This window comes from Pseudomonas poae (genome assembly GCF_001439785.1).
GTDB lineage: Bacteria > Pseudomonadota > Gammaproteobacteria > Pseudomonadales > Pseudomonadaceae > Aquipseudomonas > Aquipseudomonas poae.
Window position 1 is genome coordinate 180587 of record NZ_JYLI01000006.1, and the last position, 15817, is coordinate 196403.

A 15817-nucleotide genomic window follows, 5' to 3' on the forward strand; every position below is an offset into this window, starting at 1 on the left:
CACTTATGCCTTTGAGGCATAAGTACCGCACTTTGCGTGATATGGCCTGCCGACCTTTCCCGGTATGATGTTCGCCCCCGCAGTCTGGATTGCGAATACGCCATGACCTTGCAGTACCCCACAATCGCCGATTGCGTCGGCAACACGCCCCTGGTCCGCTTGCAACGCATGGCGGGTGAAACCAGCAATACCCTGTTGCTCAAGCTTGAAGGCAATAATCCGGCTGGCTCGGTCAAGGACCGCCCGGCGCTGTCGATGATCACCCGTGCCGAGTTGCGCGGGCAGATCAAGCCCGGCGACACCCTGATCGAAGCCACCTCGGGTAACACCGGGATCGCCCTGGCCATGGCTGCGGCGATCAAGGGCTACAAGATGATTCTGATCATGCCCGACAACTCCAGTGCCGAGCGCAAGGCGGCGATGACGGCCTACGGTGCCGAGCTGATTCTGGTGACCCAGGAGCAGGGCATGGAAGGCGCGCGCGATCTGGCCGAGCGCATGGCGGCCGAAGGTCGTGGCCAGGTGCTGGACCAGTTCGCCAACGGCGACAATCCCGAGGCGCACTACACCACCACCGGCCCGGAAATCTGGCGCCAGACCGGCGGCACCGTCACCCATTTCGTCAGCTCCATGGGCACCACCGGCACCATCATGGGCAACTCGCGCTATCTCAAGGAGCAGAACCCGGCGATCCAGATCGTCGGCCTGCAACCGATGGAAGGCGCGGCGATCCCGGGTATTCGTCGCTGGCCCGAAGAGTACTTGCCCAAGATCTACAACGCGACGCGGGTGGACCGGATCATCGACATGGCCCAGCGCGAAGCCGAAGACACCACTCGCCGCCTGGCCCGTGAAGAAGGCATCTTCTGCGGTGTGTCGTCCGGCGGTTCGGTGGCCGGCATGTTGCGCCTGTCCAAAGAAGTGGAAAACGCGGTGATCGTCGCGATCATCTGTGACCGAGGCGACCGCTACCTGTCGACCGGCATCTTCGACGAACCCAACTGATGGCCAAGCACGAGAGAGGCCTGCGCTTCCAACCGACGGGTGGCAGCCGGGCGCCACAGATTCCCGTGGGCAAGAAGCAGCGCCTGACCATTGAGCGCCTGGCCAACGATGGCCGCGGCATTGTGTTCTTTGAAGGTCGCACCTGGTTCGTCAACGGTGCGTTGGCGGGCGAAGACGTTGAAGCACGGGTGCTGGGCGCTCACGGCAAGGTGGTAGAGGCGCGCACCGAGCGCGTATTTACCGCCAGCGAGTTGCGTCGCCCGGCACCCTGTGTGCACTTTGGCCGCTGCGGCGGTTGCAGCGTGCAGCACCTGCCTCACGGCGAACAGCTTGCGCTGAAACAGCGCATGCTCGCCGAGCAACTGTCCCGTGTGGCAGGTGTCGAACCGCAGGAGTGGGCAGCGCCCTTGAGCGGGCCGGAGTTCGGCTATCGACGGCGCGCGCGGGTCGCGGTGCGCTGGGATGCCAAGGCGAAAAAACTCGAGGTCGGTTTTCGCGCCGTGGCCAGCCAGGACATCGTCGGTATTGATGACTGCCCCGTGCTGGTACAAGCCTTGCAGCCGATCATGCAGCGTCTGCCGAACATGCTGCGCCGGTTGAGCAAGCCTCAGGCGCTGGGTCACGTGGAATTGTTCAGCGGGTCTTCGATTGCCGTGTTGCTGCGGCATATGGCGCCGTTGTCCGAGGCGGACCTGCAGGTTTTGAAAGAGTTTTGTGCGTTTCATGACGCCCAGTTGTGGTTGCAGGGTGAGGGCAAGCCGGAACCTGTGGAGCCTGAGCAAACCCTGGGTTTTCGCTTGGATGCCTGGGATCTGGAGCTGGCGTACCGGCCGGGAGACTTCGTCCAGGTCAATGCCTCGGTCAACGAGGCAATGGTCGCCCAGGCGCTGCAATGGCTGGCGCCGCAGGCCGATGAGCGGGTGCTGGATTTGTTTTGCGGCCTGGGCAACTTTGCCCTGCCGCTGGCCAGGCAGGTGCGTGAAGTGGTCGCCGTGGAAGGCGTGCAAACGATGGTGGACCGGGCGGCGCTCAATGCTGTCAGCAACAATTTGCATAACGCGCAGTTTTTTCAGGCCGATTTGTCTCAGCCGTTGACTGACGCAGAATGGGCCAAACAGGGCTTTTCTGCGGTACTCTTGGACCCACCTCGTGACGGTGCCCAGGAGGTTGTGCGCAAGCTCGCCACCCTTGGCGCCAGGCGCGTGGTGTATGTGTCCTGCAACCCGGCCACGCTGGCGCGGGACACGGTTGAGTTGGTCAAGCAGGGCTACCGGCTAAAACGTGCCGGGATCCTCGACATGTTTCCGCAAACTGCGCATGTCGAGGCCATGGCGTTATTTGAAGCGGGCTAGGATGCCCGTTTAATCCGACCGGCCTGCGTTCTCCAGGGCCCCTGAGCTGCCACGGAGTTCGCAGTCAAGGTCGGCGATGATTCCGGCGCATCCAAGGTGCGTCGTAGGGAAGGTAAGAAAGATGGTACAGGTGAGAGCACACCAGCCGATCAACACCGACGGCAGTATCAATCTGGAGGCATGGCTCGACCATGCCATCAGTGTCGATCCGGCACTGGACCGTGAGGCCATGAAAGCCGCCTGCGAGTTCGCTCGTGAGTCCGAGCAGCAGGACAATGCGGCCAAGAACCTGTGGGCCGAAGGCACTTCGAGCTTTCGCACCGGGCTGGAAATCGCCGAGATCCTCGCCGATCTCAAGCTCGACCAGGATTCGCTGATCGCCGCCGTGCTCTATCGCGGCGTGCGCGAAGGGCACATCGAGCTGGCCACGGTCGGCCAGCGCTTTGGCTCGGTGGTGGCCAAGCTGATCGACGGCGTGCTGCGCATGGCTGCCATCAGCGCCAGCCTCAGCCCGCGCCAGTCCATGGTGCTGGGCACCCAGGGGCAGGTGGAAAACCTGCGCAAGATGCTGGTGGCGATGGTCGACGACGTACGCGTCGCCCTGATCAAGCTGGCCGAACGCACCTGCGCGATCCGTGCGGTGAAGACCGCTGACGACGAAAAGCGTAACCGCGTCGCCCGCGAAGTCTTCGACATCTATGCGCCGCTGGCGCACCGCCTGGGCATCGGCCATATCAAGTGGGAGCTGGAGGATTTGTCCTTTCGCTACCTTGAGCCTGATCAATACAAACAGATCGCCACGCTGCTGCACGAGCGGCGCCTGGACCGCGAGCGCTTTATCAGCGACGTGATGGGCCAGCTGCGTACCGAATTGCAGGCTACCGGCGTCGAGGCCGACATCAGCGGCCGTGCCAAACATATCTACTCGATCTGGCGCAAGATGCAGCGCAAGGGCCTGGCCTTCAGCCAGATCTACGACGTGCGCGCGGTGCGCGTGCTGGTGCCGGAAATGCGCGACTGCTACACCGCGCTGGGGATCGTCCACACGCTGTGGCGGCACATCCCCAAGGAATTCGACGACTACATCGCCAACCCCAAAGAAAACGGCTATCGCTCGCTGCACACGGCGGTGATCGGTCCCGAGGGCAAGGTGCTCGAAGTGCAGATCCGCACCCACGCCATGCACGAAGAGGCGGAACTGGGCGTTTGCGCGCACTGGCGCTACAAGGGCACCGACGTCAAGGCCGGGTCCAACCAGTACGAAGAGAAGATTTCCTGGTTGCGCCAGGTGCTCGAATGGCACGAAGAGCTCGGCGATATCGGTGGTCTTGCCGAACAACTGCGAGTGGATATCGAGCCCGACCGCGTCTATATCTTTACCCCGGACGGGCATGCCATCGACCTGCCCAAGGGTGCCACGCCGCTGGATTTTGCCTACCGCGTGCATACCGAGATCGGCCACAACTGCCGGGGCGCCAAGATCAACGGGCGCATCGTGCCGCTCAACTACAGCCTGCAGACCGGTGAGCAGGTTGAGATCATCACCAGCAAGCACGGCACGCCGAGCCGCGACTGGCTGAACCCGAACCTGGGCTACATCACCACCTCGCGGGCACGGGCGAAGATCGTCCACTGGTTCAAACTGCAGGCGCGCGATCAGAACGTCGCTGCCGGCAAGACCCTGCTCGAACGCGAACTGGCGCGCCTGGGCCTGCCCCAGGTGGACTTCGACAAGCTGGCCGAAAAGGCCAACATGAAAATCGCCGAAGACATGTTCGCCGCCCTCGGCGCCGGCGACTTGCGCCTGGCGCAACTGGTTAACCTGGCCCAGCAACTGGTAGAGCCGGAGCGGGGCAACGAACAACTGGAGCTGATCCCGCGCAAGGCTACCGGTTACAAGCCCGGCAAGCGCGGCGATATCCAGATCCAGGGCGTGGGCAATCTGATGACGCAGATCGCCGGTTGCTGCCAGCCGCTGCCAGGCGACGCGATTGTCGGCTATATCACCCAAGGCCGTGGCGTGAGTATTCACCGTCAGGATTGCGCCTCGGTGCTGCAGTTGGGCGGGCGCGAGCCGGAGCGGATCATCCAGGTCAGCTGGGGCCCGGTGCCGGTGCTCACCTACCCCGTGGATATCATCATTCGTGCCTACGACCGTTCCGGTCTACTGCGCGACGTGTCGCAAGTGCTGCTCAATGAGCGCATCAACGTGCTGGCGGTGAACACCCGCTCGAACAAGGAGGACAACACCGCGTTGATGTCCCTGACCATCGAGATTCCGGGGTTGGACGCATTGGGGCGTTTGCTGGGGCGGATCTCCCAGTTGCCAAACATTATCGAAACCCGACGCAACCGCACGCCATGAACGTGAACTGACTGTGGGAGCTGGCTTGCCTGCGATGGCATCACTGTGGTGCAACTGACGTACCGAGTCGCTTGCATCGCAGGCAAGCCAGCTCCCACATTTGACTTTCGGCGTTTCAAAAACCCGCGCAGAGATTGACCGATGTATTCACTTGAAGACCTGCTGCACCTGATGAACCGCCTGCGGGATCCACAGTACGGCTGCCCGTGGGACATCAAGCAAACCTACGCCACGATCGTGCCGCACACCCTCGAAGAAGCCTACGAAGTCGCCGACGCCATCAAGCGCGGCGACTTCGATCATCTGCAAGGCGAGTTGGGCGACCTGTTGTTCCAAGTCGTCTATTACAGCCAGTTGGCGCGTGAAGACGGGCGTTTCGAGTTTGCCGGCGTGGTCGACAGCATTACGCGCAAGCTGATCCGTCGTCATCCGCACGTGTTCCCGACCGGTGATCTGTATGCACCGCTGGATATTCCTCAGTTGAGTGAAGATCAGGTCAAGCAACGCTGGGAGCAGATCAAAACCGAGGAGCGTGCGGAACAGTCCGACGCACCGGAGCAACTTTCCCTGCTCGACGATGTGCCCAAGGCGCTGCCATCCCTGTCCCGTGCCGCCAAATTGCAGAAGCGCGCCAGCCAGGTCGGTTTCGACTGGCCGTCCGCCTTGCCGGTGGTGGACAACGTGCGCGAAGAGCTTGATGAAGTGCTCGAAGCCATGGCCGCCAACGACCAGGCTGCAATCGCCGATGAGGTCGGTGACCTGCTGTTTGCCGCAGTCAACCTGGCCCGTCACCTCAAGGTCGACCCGGAAACCGCGCTGCGTGGCGCCAATGCCAAGTTCGAACGACGTTTCCGATTTATCGAACAGGCATTGCGCGAAACGCATCAACCCATAGAAGATTGCACCCTCGAAACCTTGGACGCCCTGTGGGGCGAAGCCAAGCGTCAGGAAAAGAATGTGTCCAGCTGCGGTTGAGCAGTTGCCTAAGTGAGTAAGCACCATGAGCCTTTCCCTTCGCGACCAGTTGCTCAAAGCAGGTCTGGTCAACCAAAAGCAGGCCAAGCAGGTCGGCAAAGAGAAACAGAAGCAGCAGCGCCTGGTCCACAAGGGGCAGGCCGAGGTGGATGACACCCAGGCCCGTCTGGCGGCCGAGGCGCATGCCGAGAAGGTCAAGCGCGACCAGGAGCTGAACCGTCAGCAGCAGGAAAAAGCCGAGGCCAAGGCGCGCACGGCGCAGGTCAAGCAATTGATCGAGACCTCGCGCTTGCCCAAGCTGACCACCGAGGACTACTACAACTTCGTGGATGACAAGAAGGTCAAGCGCCTGTCGGTCAACACGCTGATGCGCAACAAGCTGAGCAACGGCTCCCTGGCCATCGTGCACCACGGCGGCAGCTACGAAGTGATCCCCCGCGAAGCGGCGCTGAAGATCCAGGAGCGCGCGCCGGAGCGTATCGTGCAGCTCAATATCCTTACCGAAAGCCAGGTGCCGGACGAGGATGATCCGTACGCTGCCTATCAGATCCCGGACGATCTGATGTGGTAAGGCTGTAGACACGAAAAACCCCGCTCACAAGGCGGGGTTTTTGTTTGCGGGCACGCCAGCTGCTGTGTGGGGCCGGGTGCCTGCGAGATTTCGGTGGGTCAGGAACTTTGTGCCTGGCGTTTCAGTTCAAGCGTTTCCAGCTCATGCTTGTAGTTATGAGCGTCGCTTTCATTGTGAAACATGCCGACCAGCAGGTCTTGTTGATGGACATCCCAGATATGAATCCCGTGGCCCAGAGCTTCGTGGGACATATGTTCGTCGTCGCGTTCAGTCACTTTTACAGTCATCTGCTTGCTCCAATCTCGGGTGGATCTGCGGCAAGTCGTCGCAGGCCTTTGTTATATGTTTTGTTAGCTTGCTAAGTAAACTGCTTTTGCGCGCAACAATTTATTGCACAAGACGCAACAGTGCTGCAGGCCTTGTAATCCGTGGCTTTGTAGAGCAGGCGCGGGAGTTTTATGACAGAAGTTTCATGTTTGCGAGCGCCTGCGGCCCTGTGTTGATCGTTGCACCGCCATCGCAGGCAAGCCAGCTCCCACAGGGGAATGCGTTCCAACTGTGGGAGCTGGCTTGCCTGCGATGGCTTCAGTGGGCTCACCGCAAAAAAACGCCAGGCAAAAAAAAGCCTCGCATTCAGCGAGGCTCCTTTGTTCAATCTGCCGATCAGCTGCCCTTGATGGCCTGACCATCGACAGTGCCGTCCTGCAGCATGATGTTGTATTCCTTGCCGTCCGTCTCAACCTGACGCAACGCCACCAGCACGCCGCCCAGATCCTTGGCAAACCACATCTGGGTGATGCGCTTGCTCTGCGACGGGTCACGCACGCGCTCGACCTTGATCGCGTCGATGGCGCCAACCTTGGTCTGGACCTTTTCCGGGCCAATCACGCGGAAGTCATAGGTGTCGACGTCGGTGCCTTCGACGACGCGGTAGCTCATGCTTTTCTTGCCGGCGGCCACGTCACGCTGAAGGGCCAACTGGTAAGTCGACTTGTCGAGCATGCCGCTTTCCAGGGTGACGTTCACCGGGTCCTTGTTTTCAAAGCCGGTGACTTTCTTGGCGCTCTGGTCGAAGTCCAGGTTGACCTTCTTCGATTTGCCCAGGCCGCCACGTTCGAAGCTGTAGCTCACCGGCTGCAGTGCGTCCTTGTCGAAACGAATGACGCTGGTTTCGGTAAGGCTGGCGATCATCATGGAAGCCTTGAAGTTCAAGGTCCAGGAGCCGTTGTCATTCTTGGTCAGGCTGCGTTCGGCCGAACCGCTCATGGGCAACTGTTTCCAGTCGGCGGTGTAGCTGGCGGAGAAAGGGTGTAGGTCTGCTGCCTGCACGGCAGGCAAGGCGAACAGCGCAAAAGCGAAGAGCAGGGCGCGACGCATAAAATCTCCTAAGTTCGAATCAAGTGGCCGCTGGCCGCGAGTAACTGACCGTCCAATAATGCACCCTGTTCACCGAGAATCAATCGTCCCTCGGCAAACCAGCGAACAGCCAGTGGATAAATGCTGTGTTCCTGGGCGTGAACCCGTTGCGCAAGGCTCTGCGCCGAGTCACCCGACTCTACCGGAACCACTGCCTGTACGACCAGAGGTCCGCCATCGAGTTCCTCAGTGACAAAGTGCACGCTGCAGCCGTGCTCGCTTTCGCCGGCGTCCAGCGCGCGCTGATGGGTGTGCATGCCTTTGTATTTGGGCAGCAGGGAAGGGTGGATATTGAGCAGGCGCCCTGCGTAGTGCCGCACGAAATCCGCGCTGAGGATGCGCATGAAACCGGCCAGGACCACGAGTTGGGGCTTGAAGGCGTCGATCAGTTCGATCAGGGCTGTGTCGAAAGCCTCGCGACCGTCGAATGCCTGATGATCCAGCGAGCGGGTGTCGATGCCGGCATCCCTGGCGCGTTGCAGGCCGTAGGCGTCGCTGCGATTGGAAATCACCGCAGCGATGCGCACCGGGCTGTCGCCGGTGCGCGTGCTGTCGATCAAGGCCTGCAAGTTGCTGCCGGTGCCGGAAAGCAGCACCACGACATTACAGGTCCCAGGCATCAGTGAGCCTTGAGGTTCTTCAGTTCGACCTGGGCTGCGCCTTGCGCGGCAGTGGCGATCTGGCCGATCACCCAAGGCTGCTCGCCGGCTTCACGCAAGACGTTCAGCGCGGTTTCAACGTGTTCCTGCGCCACGCAGATGACCATGCCCACGCCGCAGTTGAGTACGCGGTGCATCTCGGTCTCGTCCACATTGCCTTGCGCCTGCAGCCAATCGAAGACTGCCGGGCGCTGCCAGCTGGCCACGTCGACAATCGCCTGGGCGCCTTTTGGCAGCACGCGCGGGATGTTGTCCAACAGTCCGCCGCCGGTGATGTGGGCCATGGCCTTGACCGCGCCGGTGTCCTTGATGAGTTTGAGCAGTGGCTTGACGTAGATGCGGGTCGGGGCCATCAGCAGGTCGGTCAGCGGTTTGCCGTCGAGTTGGGTGTTTTCGATGTCGGCGCCGGACACTTCGATGATCTTGCGGATCAGCGAGTAGCCGTTGGAGTGTGGGCCGGAGGATGGCAGGGCGAGCAGGGCGTCGCCAGCAGCGACTTTGGAGCCGTCGATGATCTCGGCCTTTTCCACGACACCTACGCAGAAACCAGCCAGGTCGTAGTCTTCGCCTTCGTACATGCCGGGCATTTCAGCGGTTTCGCCGCCGACCAGGGAGCAGCCCGACAGTTCGCAGCCAGCGCCGATACCGGTCACTACCTGTGCCGCGGTGTCTACGTTCAGCTTGCCGGTGGCATAGTAGTCGAGGAAGAACAATGGCTCGGCGCCGCACACCACCAGGTCGTTGACGCACATGGCGACCAGGTCGATGCCGATGGTGTCGTGCTTGTTCAGGTTCAGGGCCAGGCGCAGCTTGGTGCCCACGCCGTCGGTGCCGGACACCAGCACAGGCTGCTTGTAGCCGGCCGGGATTTCGCAGAGGGCGCCAAAACCGCCCAGGCCGCCCATGACTTCGGGGCGCGCAGTGCGCTTGGCGACGCTCTTGATGCGTTCGACCAATGCTTCACCGGCGTCGATGTCTACACCGGCGTCCTTGTAGCTCAGGGAGGGTTGCTTGCTCATGATCCAGGCCTTTAGGGGGGATTTCTGGGTAACGACCGAGCCGACGGCGGCGTTTGTGAAAAGGCCTCGACGTTGACGGTCTGCGAAGGCGCGCGATTTTATCAGGCTTGAAGGGCAGCGGCCATCCTCGGGCCGACGGGCAGGGGCATATAGGCTAAAAAAGCCGATTAAAAAAATGCTCACCGGCTCTGCCCTGGTGCGTATTAAGGTATAGCCTTGAGCAAGCTATCGTTGTGACAGCACGAAAACTTACCGCGGCCCTGTGAATGTTTTACCAATCACTGTGGTCACAGCCTGGCTGAATCGGGTGCACGCGGTCTGTTCCACCCGCTAAATTTGTCGTTCGGGAATCTTCCATGCGTTTGTGTAAATTCTTTTTTGTGGGCTGTTTGTCGTTGGTCAGCCTGGCGAGTCATGCCGAAACCCTCAATGGCCTTTATCAAGTACTCGAACCTGTGAGCAGTCAGTCGCCCCAGGAGCGTGACCAGGCCACCCAGCGCGCGTTGCAGACCCTGGTGCTACGCCTGACCGGCGACGCCAAGGCCGCCGAAGGCCCGGGCCTGGCGGCGATCCGCAAAGACCCGCAGCAAATCATCACGCAATACGGCTACGACGCCGGCCCGCCGGAAAGCCTGCAGGTGGATTTCGACCCGGTGAGCACGGACCGTGCGTTGCGTGACGCGGGCCTGTCGATCTGGGGCAGCAACCGCCCCTCGATCCTCGGCTGGTGGCTGAACGATTCCACCGAAGGCAGCAGCCTGGTCGGTGATGGTCAGACCGTCGCCCAGGCACTGCGCCGTGCCGCGCAGCATCGCGGTCTGCCGTTGCGTCTGCCGTTGGGTGATCTGAATGAGCAGGTGGTCGCCACCGCGCCGAATCTGGAAAGCGCCGACGCCACGCCGTTGCGCGCCGCGTCCGAGCGCTACGGCGCAGACGCTTTGCTTGCGGTGCACGCGCGTCAGGAAGGCAGCCAGTGGCAGGCCAAATGGCGGCTGTGGCTGGGCGATAGCAGCGAGCAGGGCACCGCGCAAGGCGCCGACACCGCTGCAGTCGCCGACGCAGTGCTGCTGGCCGTCAGCCAGAAGCTCGCGCCGCGCTTTGCCGTCAAGCCGGGCGTGACCACCGAACAATTGCTGGAAGTGCAGGGCATGAACCTGGAGCGCTATGCCACGTTGGGTCACCTGCTGGAACCCTTTGGGGGGCAGCCGCAGTGGGTGGACGGTAATCGCATTGTGTATCGCGTCAACGGCAGTGCCGATCAATTGCGGACCCAACTGAGCCTGGCCAGGTTGCAGGAAGTGCCCGCAGGTGAAGCCCCGGTCCAGCCACCCGCAGTCGATGGCACGCAACCCGCAGCGGCACCTGAACCTCAGGCGCAACTGCGTTTTCGTTGGTAAATGTTCTTCCTTATATAGAAGCAATTGGAGTGGTGTATGGCGGATACGCGTCGTTGGGTGTGGCTTGGCGGGATTGTCCTGCTGTGCGTTTTTGTATTCCTGCTGCATTCGATCCTGACGCCGTTCCTGGTCGCGTTGTTGCTCGCCTACCTGTTCGATCCGGTCGTGGATCGCCTGGAAAAGCTCGGACTTTCGCGGACCCTGGGCGTGGTGACGGTGTTCGCGCTGTTCACGTTGATCATCACCGCGTTGGTGCTGGTGCTGGTGCCGATGCTGGCCAAGCAGCTGTTTCGTTTGTACGAGTTGGCGCCGCAGATGCTCGACTGGCTGCAGCACACGGCGATGCCGTGGGCTCAGGCCAAACTCGGATTGTCGGAAGGGTTCTGGAAGTTCGACAAGGTCAAAGCCGCGATCAGCGAGCATATGGGCCAGACCACCGACATCGTCGGTGTGGTGCTCAGCCAGGCCACTGCTTCAAGCCTGGCGCTGATCGGCTGGCTGACGAACCTGGTGCTGATTCCGGTGGTGGCGTTCTACCTGCTGCGCGACTGGGACATTATGATGGCCAAGATTCGCGGCCTGCTGCCGCGAGACCGTGAAGAGCGCGTGGTGTCCCTGGCTGCAGAGTGTCATGAGGTACTCGGTGCGTTTGTGCGCGGCCAGTTGCTGGTGATGCTGGCGCTGGGCATCATCTATGCAGCCGGGCTGATGGCTATCGGCCTGGAGCTGGGCCTGTTGATCGGCCTCATCGCAGGCCTGGCGGCCATCGTGCCGTACATGGGCTTTGTGATCGGGATCGGCGCTGCGCTGGTGGCCGGGTTGTTCCAGTTCGGCGGCGACCTGTACCCGATGTTGGGGATTGTCGCGGTGTTCATGGTCGGCCAGGCCCTCGAAGGCATGGTGCTGACGCCCTTGCTGGTGGGCGATCGAATCGGCCTGCATCCGGTGGCGGTGATCTTTGCGATCCTGGCGGGCGGTGAGCTGTTCGGCTTCACCGGGATCCTGCTGGCACTGCCCGTGGCGGCGGTGATCATGGTGTTGGTACGGCATGTACACGTGCTGTACAAGGATTCGGATGTATACACCGGCGTCGAAGACCCCGAGCTGTAATCGCAGTACGACAAACCCGGCTTCTGGCCGGGTTTGTTGTTTATAAGGTGGGGGCGTCAAACAATCCGTGTAAACCGGCAGGTTAACGCAAACCTTTGATTTTGCTTGTGGTCTGCTGCATTGTGCGCCCGGCGTCACGGGTATAGACTTTGCGAACTTTACACAGAGGCCACTAGCGGTTCGATGGGAGCCGTTCAGTCAGCATGAAACCGATTCAGCTGCCCCTAGGTGTGCGTCTGCGTGATGACGCAACCTTTATCAATTACTACCCAGGCGCCAATGCCGCAGCACTCGGCTATGTCGAGCGGCTATGCGAAGCCGACGCCGGGTGGACGGAAAGCCTGATCTATCTGTGGGGCAAGCATGGCGTGGGGCGTACCCACCTGTTGCAGGCCGCGTGCCTGCGCTTCGAGCAGATGGGCGAGCCGGCGGTGTACCTGCCGTTGGCCGAGCTGATGGACCATGGCATCGGCATCTTCGACAACCTTGAGCAATACGAACTGGTGTGCCTGGATGACCTGCAGGTTATCGCCGGCAAGGCGCAGTGGGAAGAAGCCTTGTTCCACCTGTTCAACCGCCTGCGCGACAGCGGCAGGCGCCTGTTGATCGCCGCGTCCACCTCGCCCCGGGAGTTGCCGGTCAAGCTGGCCGACCTCAAGTCCCGTCTCACCCTGGCGCTGATCTTCCAGATGCGACCATTGTCCGACGAAGACAAATTGCGCGCCCTGCAATTGCGTGCATCTCGTCGCGGCCTGCACCTTACCGACGAAGTCGGTCATTTTATTCTCACTCGTGGCACGCGCAGCATGAGCGCGCTGTTCGATTTGCTCGAACAGCTTGATCAGGCGTCCCTGCAGGCGCAAAGAAAATTGACGATCCCTTTTCTCAAAGAGACGTTGGGCTGGTAACTGTTTGATTTGCATGGATTCGGCATTTTTCAGGCGCCAGAAATCCTGCGTTTGAGCCGCATCGGCCACGCATTTTGCTCATTAAATGGAATTACGGCTTAGATGTCGCAGTCCAATTGCCAAGTCACATAGACCTCGATTGAATTTGCAAATCGATCTGATAGCGGGCATAGTCTCGGCTTCTTTACATACCAGCCACGGTCGTGCCCATGCTAAATCGCTTCGCACCCCTCGTGCCTCTCGCACTCGTCACCCTGTTGTTTGGTTGCGCCTCCCAGCCCCAGCAAGTGGCTGTCCAGCAAAAACCACAGGTTCAAAGCCAGGCAAAATTCGTTGCCGCGCAGTCTGCTTCCGTTTACGAAGAAGAGCTGGCAACCGAAAAAGAACTGACCGATTTTTCTGGCAGCAAGCCTTACCAGCTTCCTGTGCTGGCCGACAGCATCCTCGAACGTGGCATGTCCCTGATCGGTACCCGTTACCGTTTTGGTGGTACCTCTGAAGCCGGTTTCGATTGCAGCGGCTTTATCGGTTACCTGTTTCGTGAAGAGGCGGGCATGAATCTGCCACGCTCGACGCGCGAAATGATCAACGTGAAAGCACCGTTGGTCGCGCGCAACAACCTCAAGCCCGGCGATCTGCTTTTCTTCAGTACGGCAGGCCGTGGTCGTGTCAGCCACGCCGGTATCTACCTGGGCGATAACCAGTTTATCCACTCCAGCAGCCGTCGCAGTGGCGGCGTTCGAGTCGACAGCCTGGGCGACAGCTACTGGAGCAAAACCTTCATCGAAGCCAAGCGCGCACTCGCCATGGCCCCGTCTACAGTGACCGCCAGTAAGTAAAGTTAAAGTGATACTTGAAGTTTGACGCGTAAGGGCTAGAATCTCTGGACATTGTTGTAATCCGTTCGCGCGAGCCCTGCTTGCGCGTTCTGGTTTTCAGCGTTCGGCAGCGAAAAGCCGCATCCAGACCAGGATTGTTCTGCCCATGTCGACCTCGGCCCGCCTCATGCTTCTTGTTTGCGCCGCGCTGCTCAGCGCCTGCGCAAGCCGTCCACCGCCGCCGGCGCCTGTCGCCGTCAAGCCCAAGCCGGTGTTCAACTACGCTGCCACCCAAAGTTTCTCGCCTGCGGCCGAAGACGTGCTCTTCCGTGCACTCGGTCTGGTCGGCACGCCTTATCGCTGGGGCGGTAATACGCCGGACTCGGGATTCGATTGCAGCGGCCTGATCGGCTTCGTCTACCGCGATGCGGCCGGTATTTCCCTGCCACGTACCACCCGCGAACTGATCGTGATGCGCGCCCAGGATGTGAGTGAGCAGAACCTGCAGACCGGTGACTTGCTGTTCTTCGCCACCGGCGGCGGTTCCCAGGTCAGCCATGCGGGCATCTATGTGGGCGAAGGCCGTTTCGTGCATGCGCCGCAAACCGGCGGCACGGTGAAGCTGGATACCTTGTCCAAGGCGTATTGGCAGAATGCGTACCTGAGCGCCAAGCGCGTATTGCCGGCCGAGCATCTGGCGCGCAATCCTTAACGCTCAAACCAGGATCCACATGTGGGAGGGGGCTTGCTCCCGATGGCGGTGCATCAGTTCAACCATTCATTGACTGATCCACTGCTATCGGGAGCAGGCCCCCTCCCACATGTGTTTTGCGGTGTTTATTTAGCTGAAACCCGCCACACCTTATTCCCCACATCATCGGCCACCAGCAGATCCCCCTGCTGATCGATGACCACGCCCACTGGCCGGCCCATGGCTTTCTCGTCTTTGTCGAGGAACCCGGTCAGCACGTCCACCGGCTGCCCCTTGGGTTGTCCGCCCTCGAACGGCACGAAGATCACCTTGTAGCCACTGTGCGGCTTGCGGTTCCACGAGCCGTGCTGGCCGATGAACGCGCCGTTGCTGAAGGTCGCCGGGAGTTTGCTGCCTTCGGCAAAGGTCAGCCCCAGGGATGCGGTGTGCGGGCCCACGGCGTAGTCCGGCGCAATGGCCTTGGCCACCAGCTCCGGATTCTGCGGCGTCACGCGCACGTCCACATGCTGACCGTAGTAACTGAACGGCCAGCCATAAAAGCCGCCATCCTTGACCGAGGTGATGTAGTCCGGCACCAGGTCGCTGCCGATTTCGTCGCGCTCGTTGACGGCCGTCCACAGTTTGCCGCTCTGCGGTTCCCAGGCCATGCCGTTGGGATTGCGCAGGCCCGACGCGAAAATCCGGTGCTGGCCGGTGGCGCGGTCAACTTCCCAGATCGCTGCGCGGCCTTGTTCGGCCTCCAGTCCGTTTTCGCCAACGTTACTGTTGGAACCTACGCTCACGTACAGCTTGCTGCCGTCCTTGCTCGCCACCACGTTTTTCGTCCAGTGGTGGTTCAGCGGGCCGCCTGGCAAATCGACGACTGTAGTGCCCTGGGTTTTGATCGCGGTTTCGCCCGGCTGATAGGCAAAGCGCAGCAGCTTGTCCGAGTCGGCCACGTACAGGTCGTTGCCCACCAGGGTCATGCCGAATGGCGAGTTGAGGTTTTCCAGGAAAACCGTGCGTGTCTCGGCCACGCCGTCGTGGTCGGCATCGCGCAGCAGGGTGATGCGGTTCGGGCTCGGCACACCTGCGCCGGCGCGGCCCATGACTTTCTCCATCACCCAGCCGCGAATGCCCTTGGCATCATCCGGCTTGGGCGGCGCGTTGGTTTCGGCCACCAGTACGTCGCCATTGGGCAACACATAGAGCCAGCGCGGGTGGTCCAGGCCTTCGGCGAACGCAGCGACCTGAGTGCCAGCGGCGGCGGTCGGCTTGGCGCCTTCAGGCCAGCCGATGGCCGGTGCGATGTTTACTGTTGGGATCAGCGTCTTGTTCGGTTGCGGCAACTTGGGCGACGGCCCGGTGCCATCCGACACCTGCAGCGTCGAGCTTTCACCGCAGGCGGCAAGGGTGCCGGCGAGCATGATGAGTAAGGCGAGTCTTGTTTTATGCATGGTTTTCTCCTGAATGCCTGTAAGGGTAGAGGATTGCCAGCGCGGGATGGTTCAAGTGCCAGGCCAGCTTTAAT

At 61.1% G+C, this 15817-nt stretch carries 15 protein-coding genes; 10 read left to right on the top strand and 5 right to left on the bottom strand.

The features are described from left to right. Nucleotides 1–102: 102 nt before the first annotated feature. From cysM to TU75_RS09730, 5 genes are all read left to right on the top strand, one after another. Nucleotides 103–1005: a cysteine synthase CysM gene (gene cysM, locus TU75_RS09710; RefSeq protein ID WP_032869707.1), complete on the top strand. Its 903-nt coding sequence runs from the start codon at nucleotides 103–105 to the stop codon at nucleotides 1003–1005. Then, nucleotides 1005–2357, top strand: coding sequence for a 23S rRNA (uracil(1939)-C(5))-methyltransferase RlmD (gene rlmD / locus TU75_RS09715; protein WP_060548801.1), 1353 nt, complete (start codon nucleotides 1005–1007; stop codon nucleotides 2355–2357). Before cysM ends, rlmD begins: the two co-directional genes overlap by 1 nt. A gap of 121 nt (nucleotides 2358–2478) precedes the next feature. After that, entirely contained in the window at nucleotides 2479–4722 is a 2244-nt protein-coding gene (relA, locus tag TU75_RS09720) for a GTP diphosphokinase (RefSeq protein ID WP_003230512.1), read from the top strand. A 141-nt stretch (nucleotides 4723–4863) separates the two neighbouring features. Then, nucleotides 4864–5697, top strand: a complete 834-nt coding sequence (mazG, locus tag TU75_RS09725) for a nucleoside triphosphate pyrophosphohydrolase (RefSeq protein ID WP_060548802.1) — start codon at nucleotides 4864–4866, stop codon at nucleotides 5695–5697. 25 nt (nucleotides 5698–5722) lie between these two features. Beyond that, entirely contained in the window at nucleotides 5723–6268 is a 546-nt protein-coding gene (locus tag TU75_RS09730) for a DUF2058 domain-containing protein (RefSeq protein WP_003230516.1), read from the top strand. A gap of 98 nt (nucleotides 6269–6366) precedes the next feature. Here the strand turns inward: TU75_RS09730 and TU75_RS09735 are convergent, their stop codons facing one another. The 4 genes from TU75_RS09735 to purM all read right to left on the bottom strand — a co-directional run bounded on the left by TU75_RS09735 (nucleotide 6367) and on the right by purM (nucleotide 9362). Further along, complete coding sequence (locus TU75_RS09735) at nucleotides 6367–6555, bottom strand: hypothetical protein (protein WP_003230518.1); 189 nt, start codon at nucleotides 6553–6555, stop codon at nucleotides 6367–6369. A 376-nt stretch (nucleotides 6556–6931) separates the two neighbouring features. After that, entirely contained in the window at nucleotides 6932–7645 is a 714-nt protein-coding gene (locus TU75_RS09740; RefSeq protein ID WP_003238835.1) for a DUF3108 domain-containing protein, read from the bottom strand. 8 nt (nucleotides 7646–7653) lie between these two features. Continuing rightward, nucleotides 7654–8304 carry a phosphoribosylglycinamide formyltransferase gene (gene purN, locus TU75_RS09745; protein WP_060548803.1) on the bottom strand — a complete coding sequence of 217 codons (651 nt, stop codon included), beginning with the start codon at nucleotides 8302–8304 and terminating at the stop codon, nucleotides 7654–7656. After that, complete coding sequence (purM, locus tag TU75_RS09750) at nucleotides 8304–9362, bottom strand: phosphoribosylformylglycinamidine cyclo-ligase (RefSeq protein WP_003238832.1); 1059 nt, start codon at nucleotides 9360–9362, stop codon at nucleotides 8304–8306. The genes purN and purM overlap by 1 nt, the downstream gene beginning before the upstream one ends. Nucleotides 9363–9718: 356 nt before the next feature. On the opposite strand from purM, the gene TU75_RS09755 reads away from it, so the two are divergent. From TU75_RS09755 to TU75_RS09775, 5 genes are all read left to right on the top strand, one after another. Further along, nucleotides 9719–10759 carry a DUF2066 domain-containing protein gene (locus tag TU75_RS09755; protein WP_060548804.1) on the top strand — a complete coding sequence of 347 codons (1041 nt, stop codon included), beginning with the start codon at nucleotides 9719–9721 and terminating at the stop codon, nucleotides 10757–10759. Nucleotides 10760–10795: 36 nt separating this feature from the next. After that, the gene (locus TU75_RS09760) at nucleotides 10796–11869 is read left to right on the top strand and encodes an AI-2E family transporter (RefSeq protein ID WP_003238829.1); all 1074 of its coding nucleotides are present in this window, start codon (nucleotides 10796–10798) and stop codon (nucleotides 11867–11869) included. 203 nt (nucleotides 11870–12072) lie between these two features. After that, nucleotides 12073–12777, top strand: coding sequence for a DnaA regulatory inactivator Hda (gene hda / locus TU75_RS09765; RefSeq protein ID WP_003238826.1), 705 nt, complete (start codon nucleotides 12073–12075; stop codon nucleotides 12775–12777). A 209-nt stretch (nucleotides 12778–12986) separates the two neighbouring features. Next, a complete protein-coding gene (locus TU75_RS09770; protein ID WP_060548805.1) occupies nucleotides 12987–13616 on the top strand; it encodes a C40 family peptidase in 630 nt (209 codons plus the stop codon). A 145-nt stretch (nucleotides 13617–13761) separates the two neighbouring features. After that, entirely contained in the window at nucleotides 13762–14307 is a 546-nt protein-coding gene (locus TU75_RS09775; protein WP_003238823.1) for a C40 family peptidase, read from the top strand. Between the two features lie 125 nt (nucleotides 14308–14432). On the opposite strand, the gene TU75_RS09780 is transcribed toward TU75_RS09775, so the two are convergent. After that, nucleotides 14433–15743, bottom strand: a complete 1311-nt coding sequence (locus TU75_RS09780) for a PQQ-dependent sugar dehydrogenase (protein WP_060548806.1) — start codon at nucleotides 15741–15743, stop codon at nucleotides 14433–14435. Nucleotides 15744–15817 lie beyond the last annotated feature (74 nt).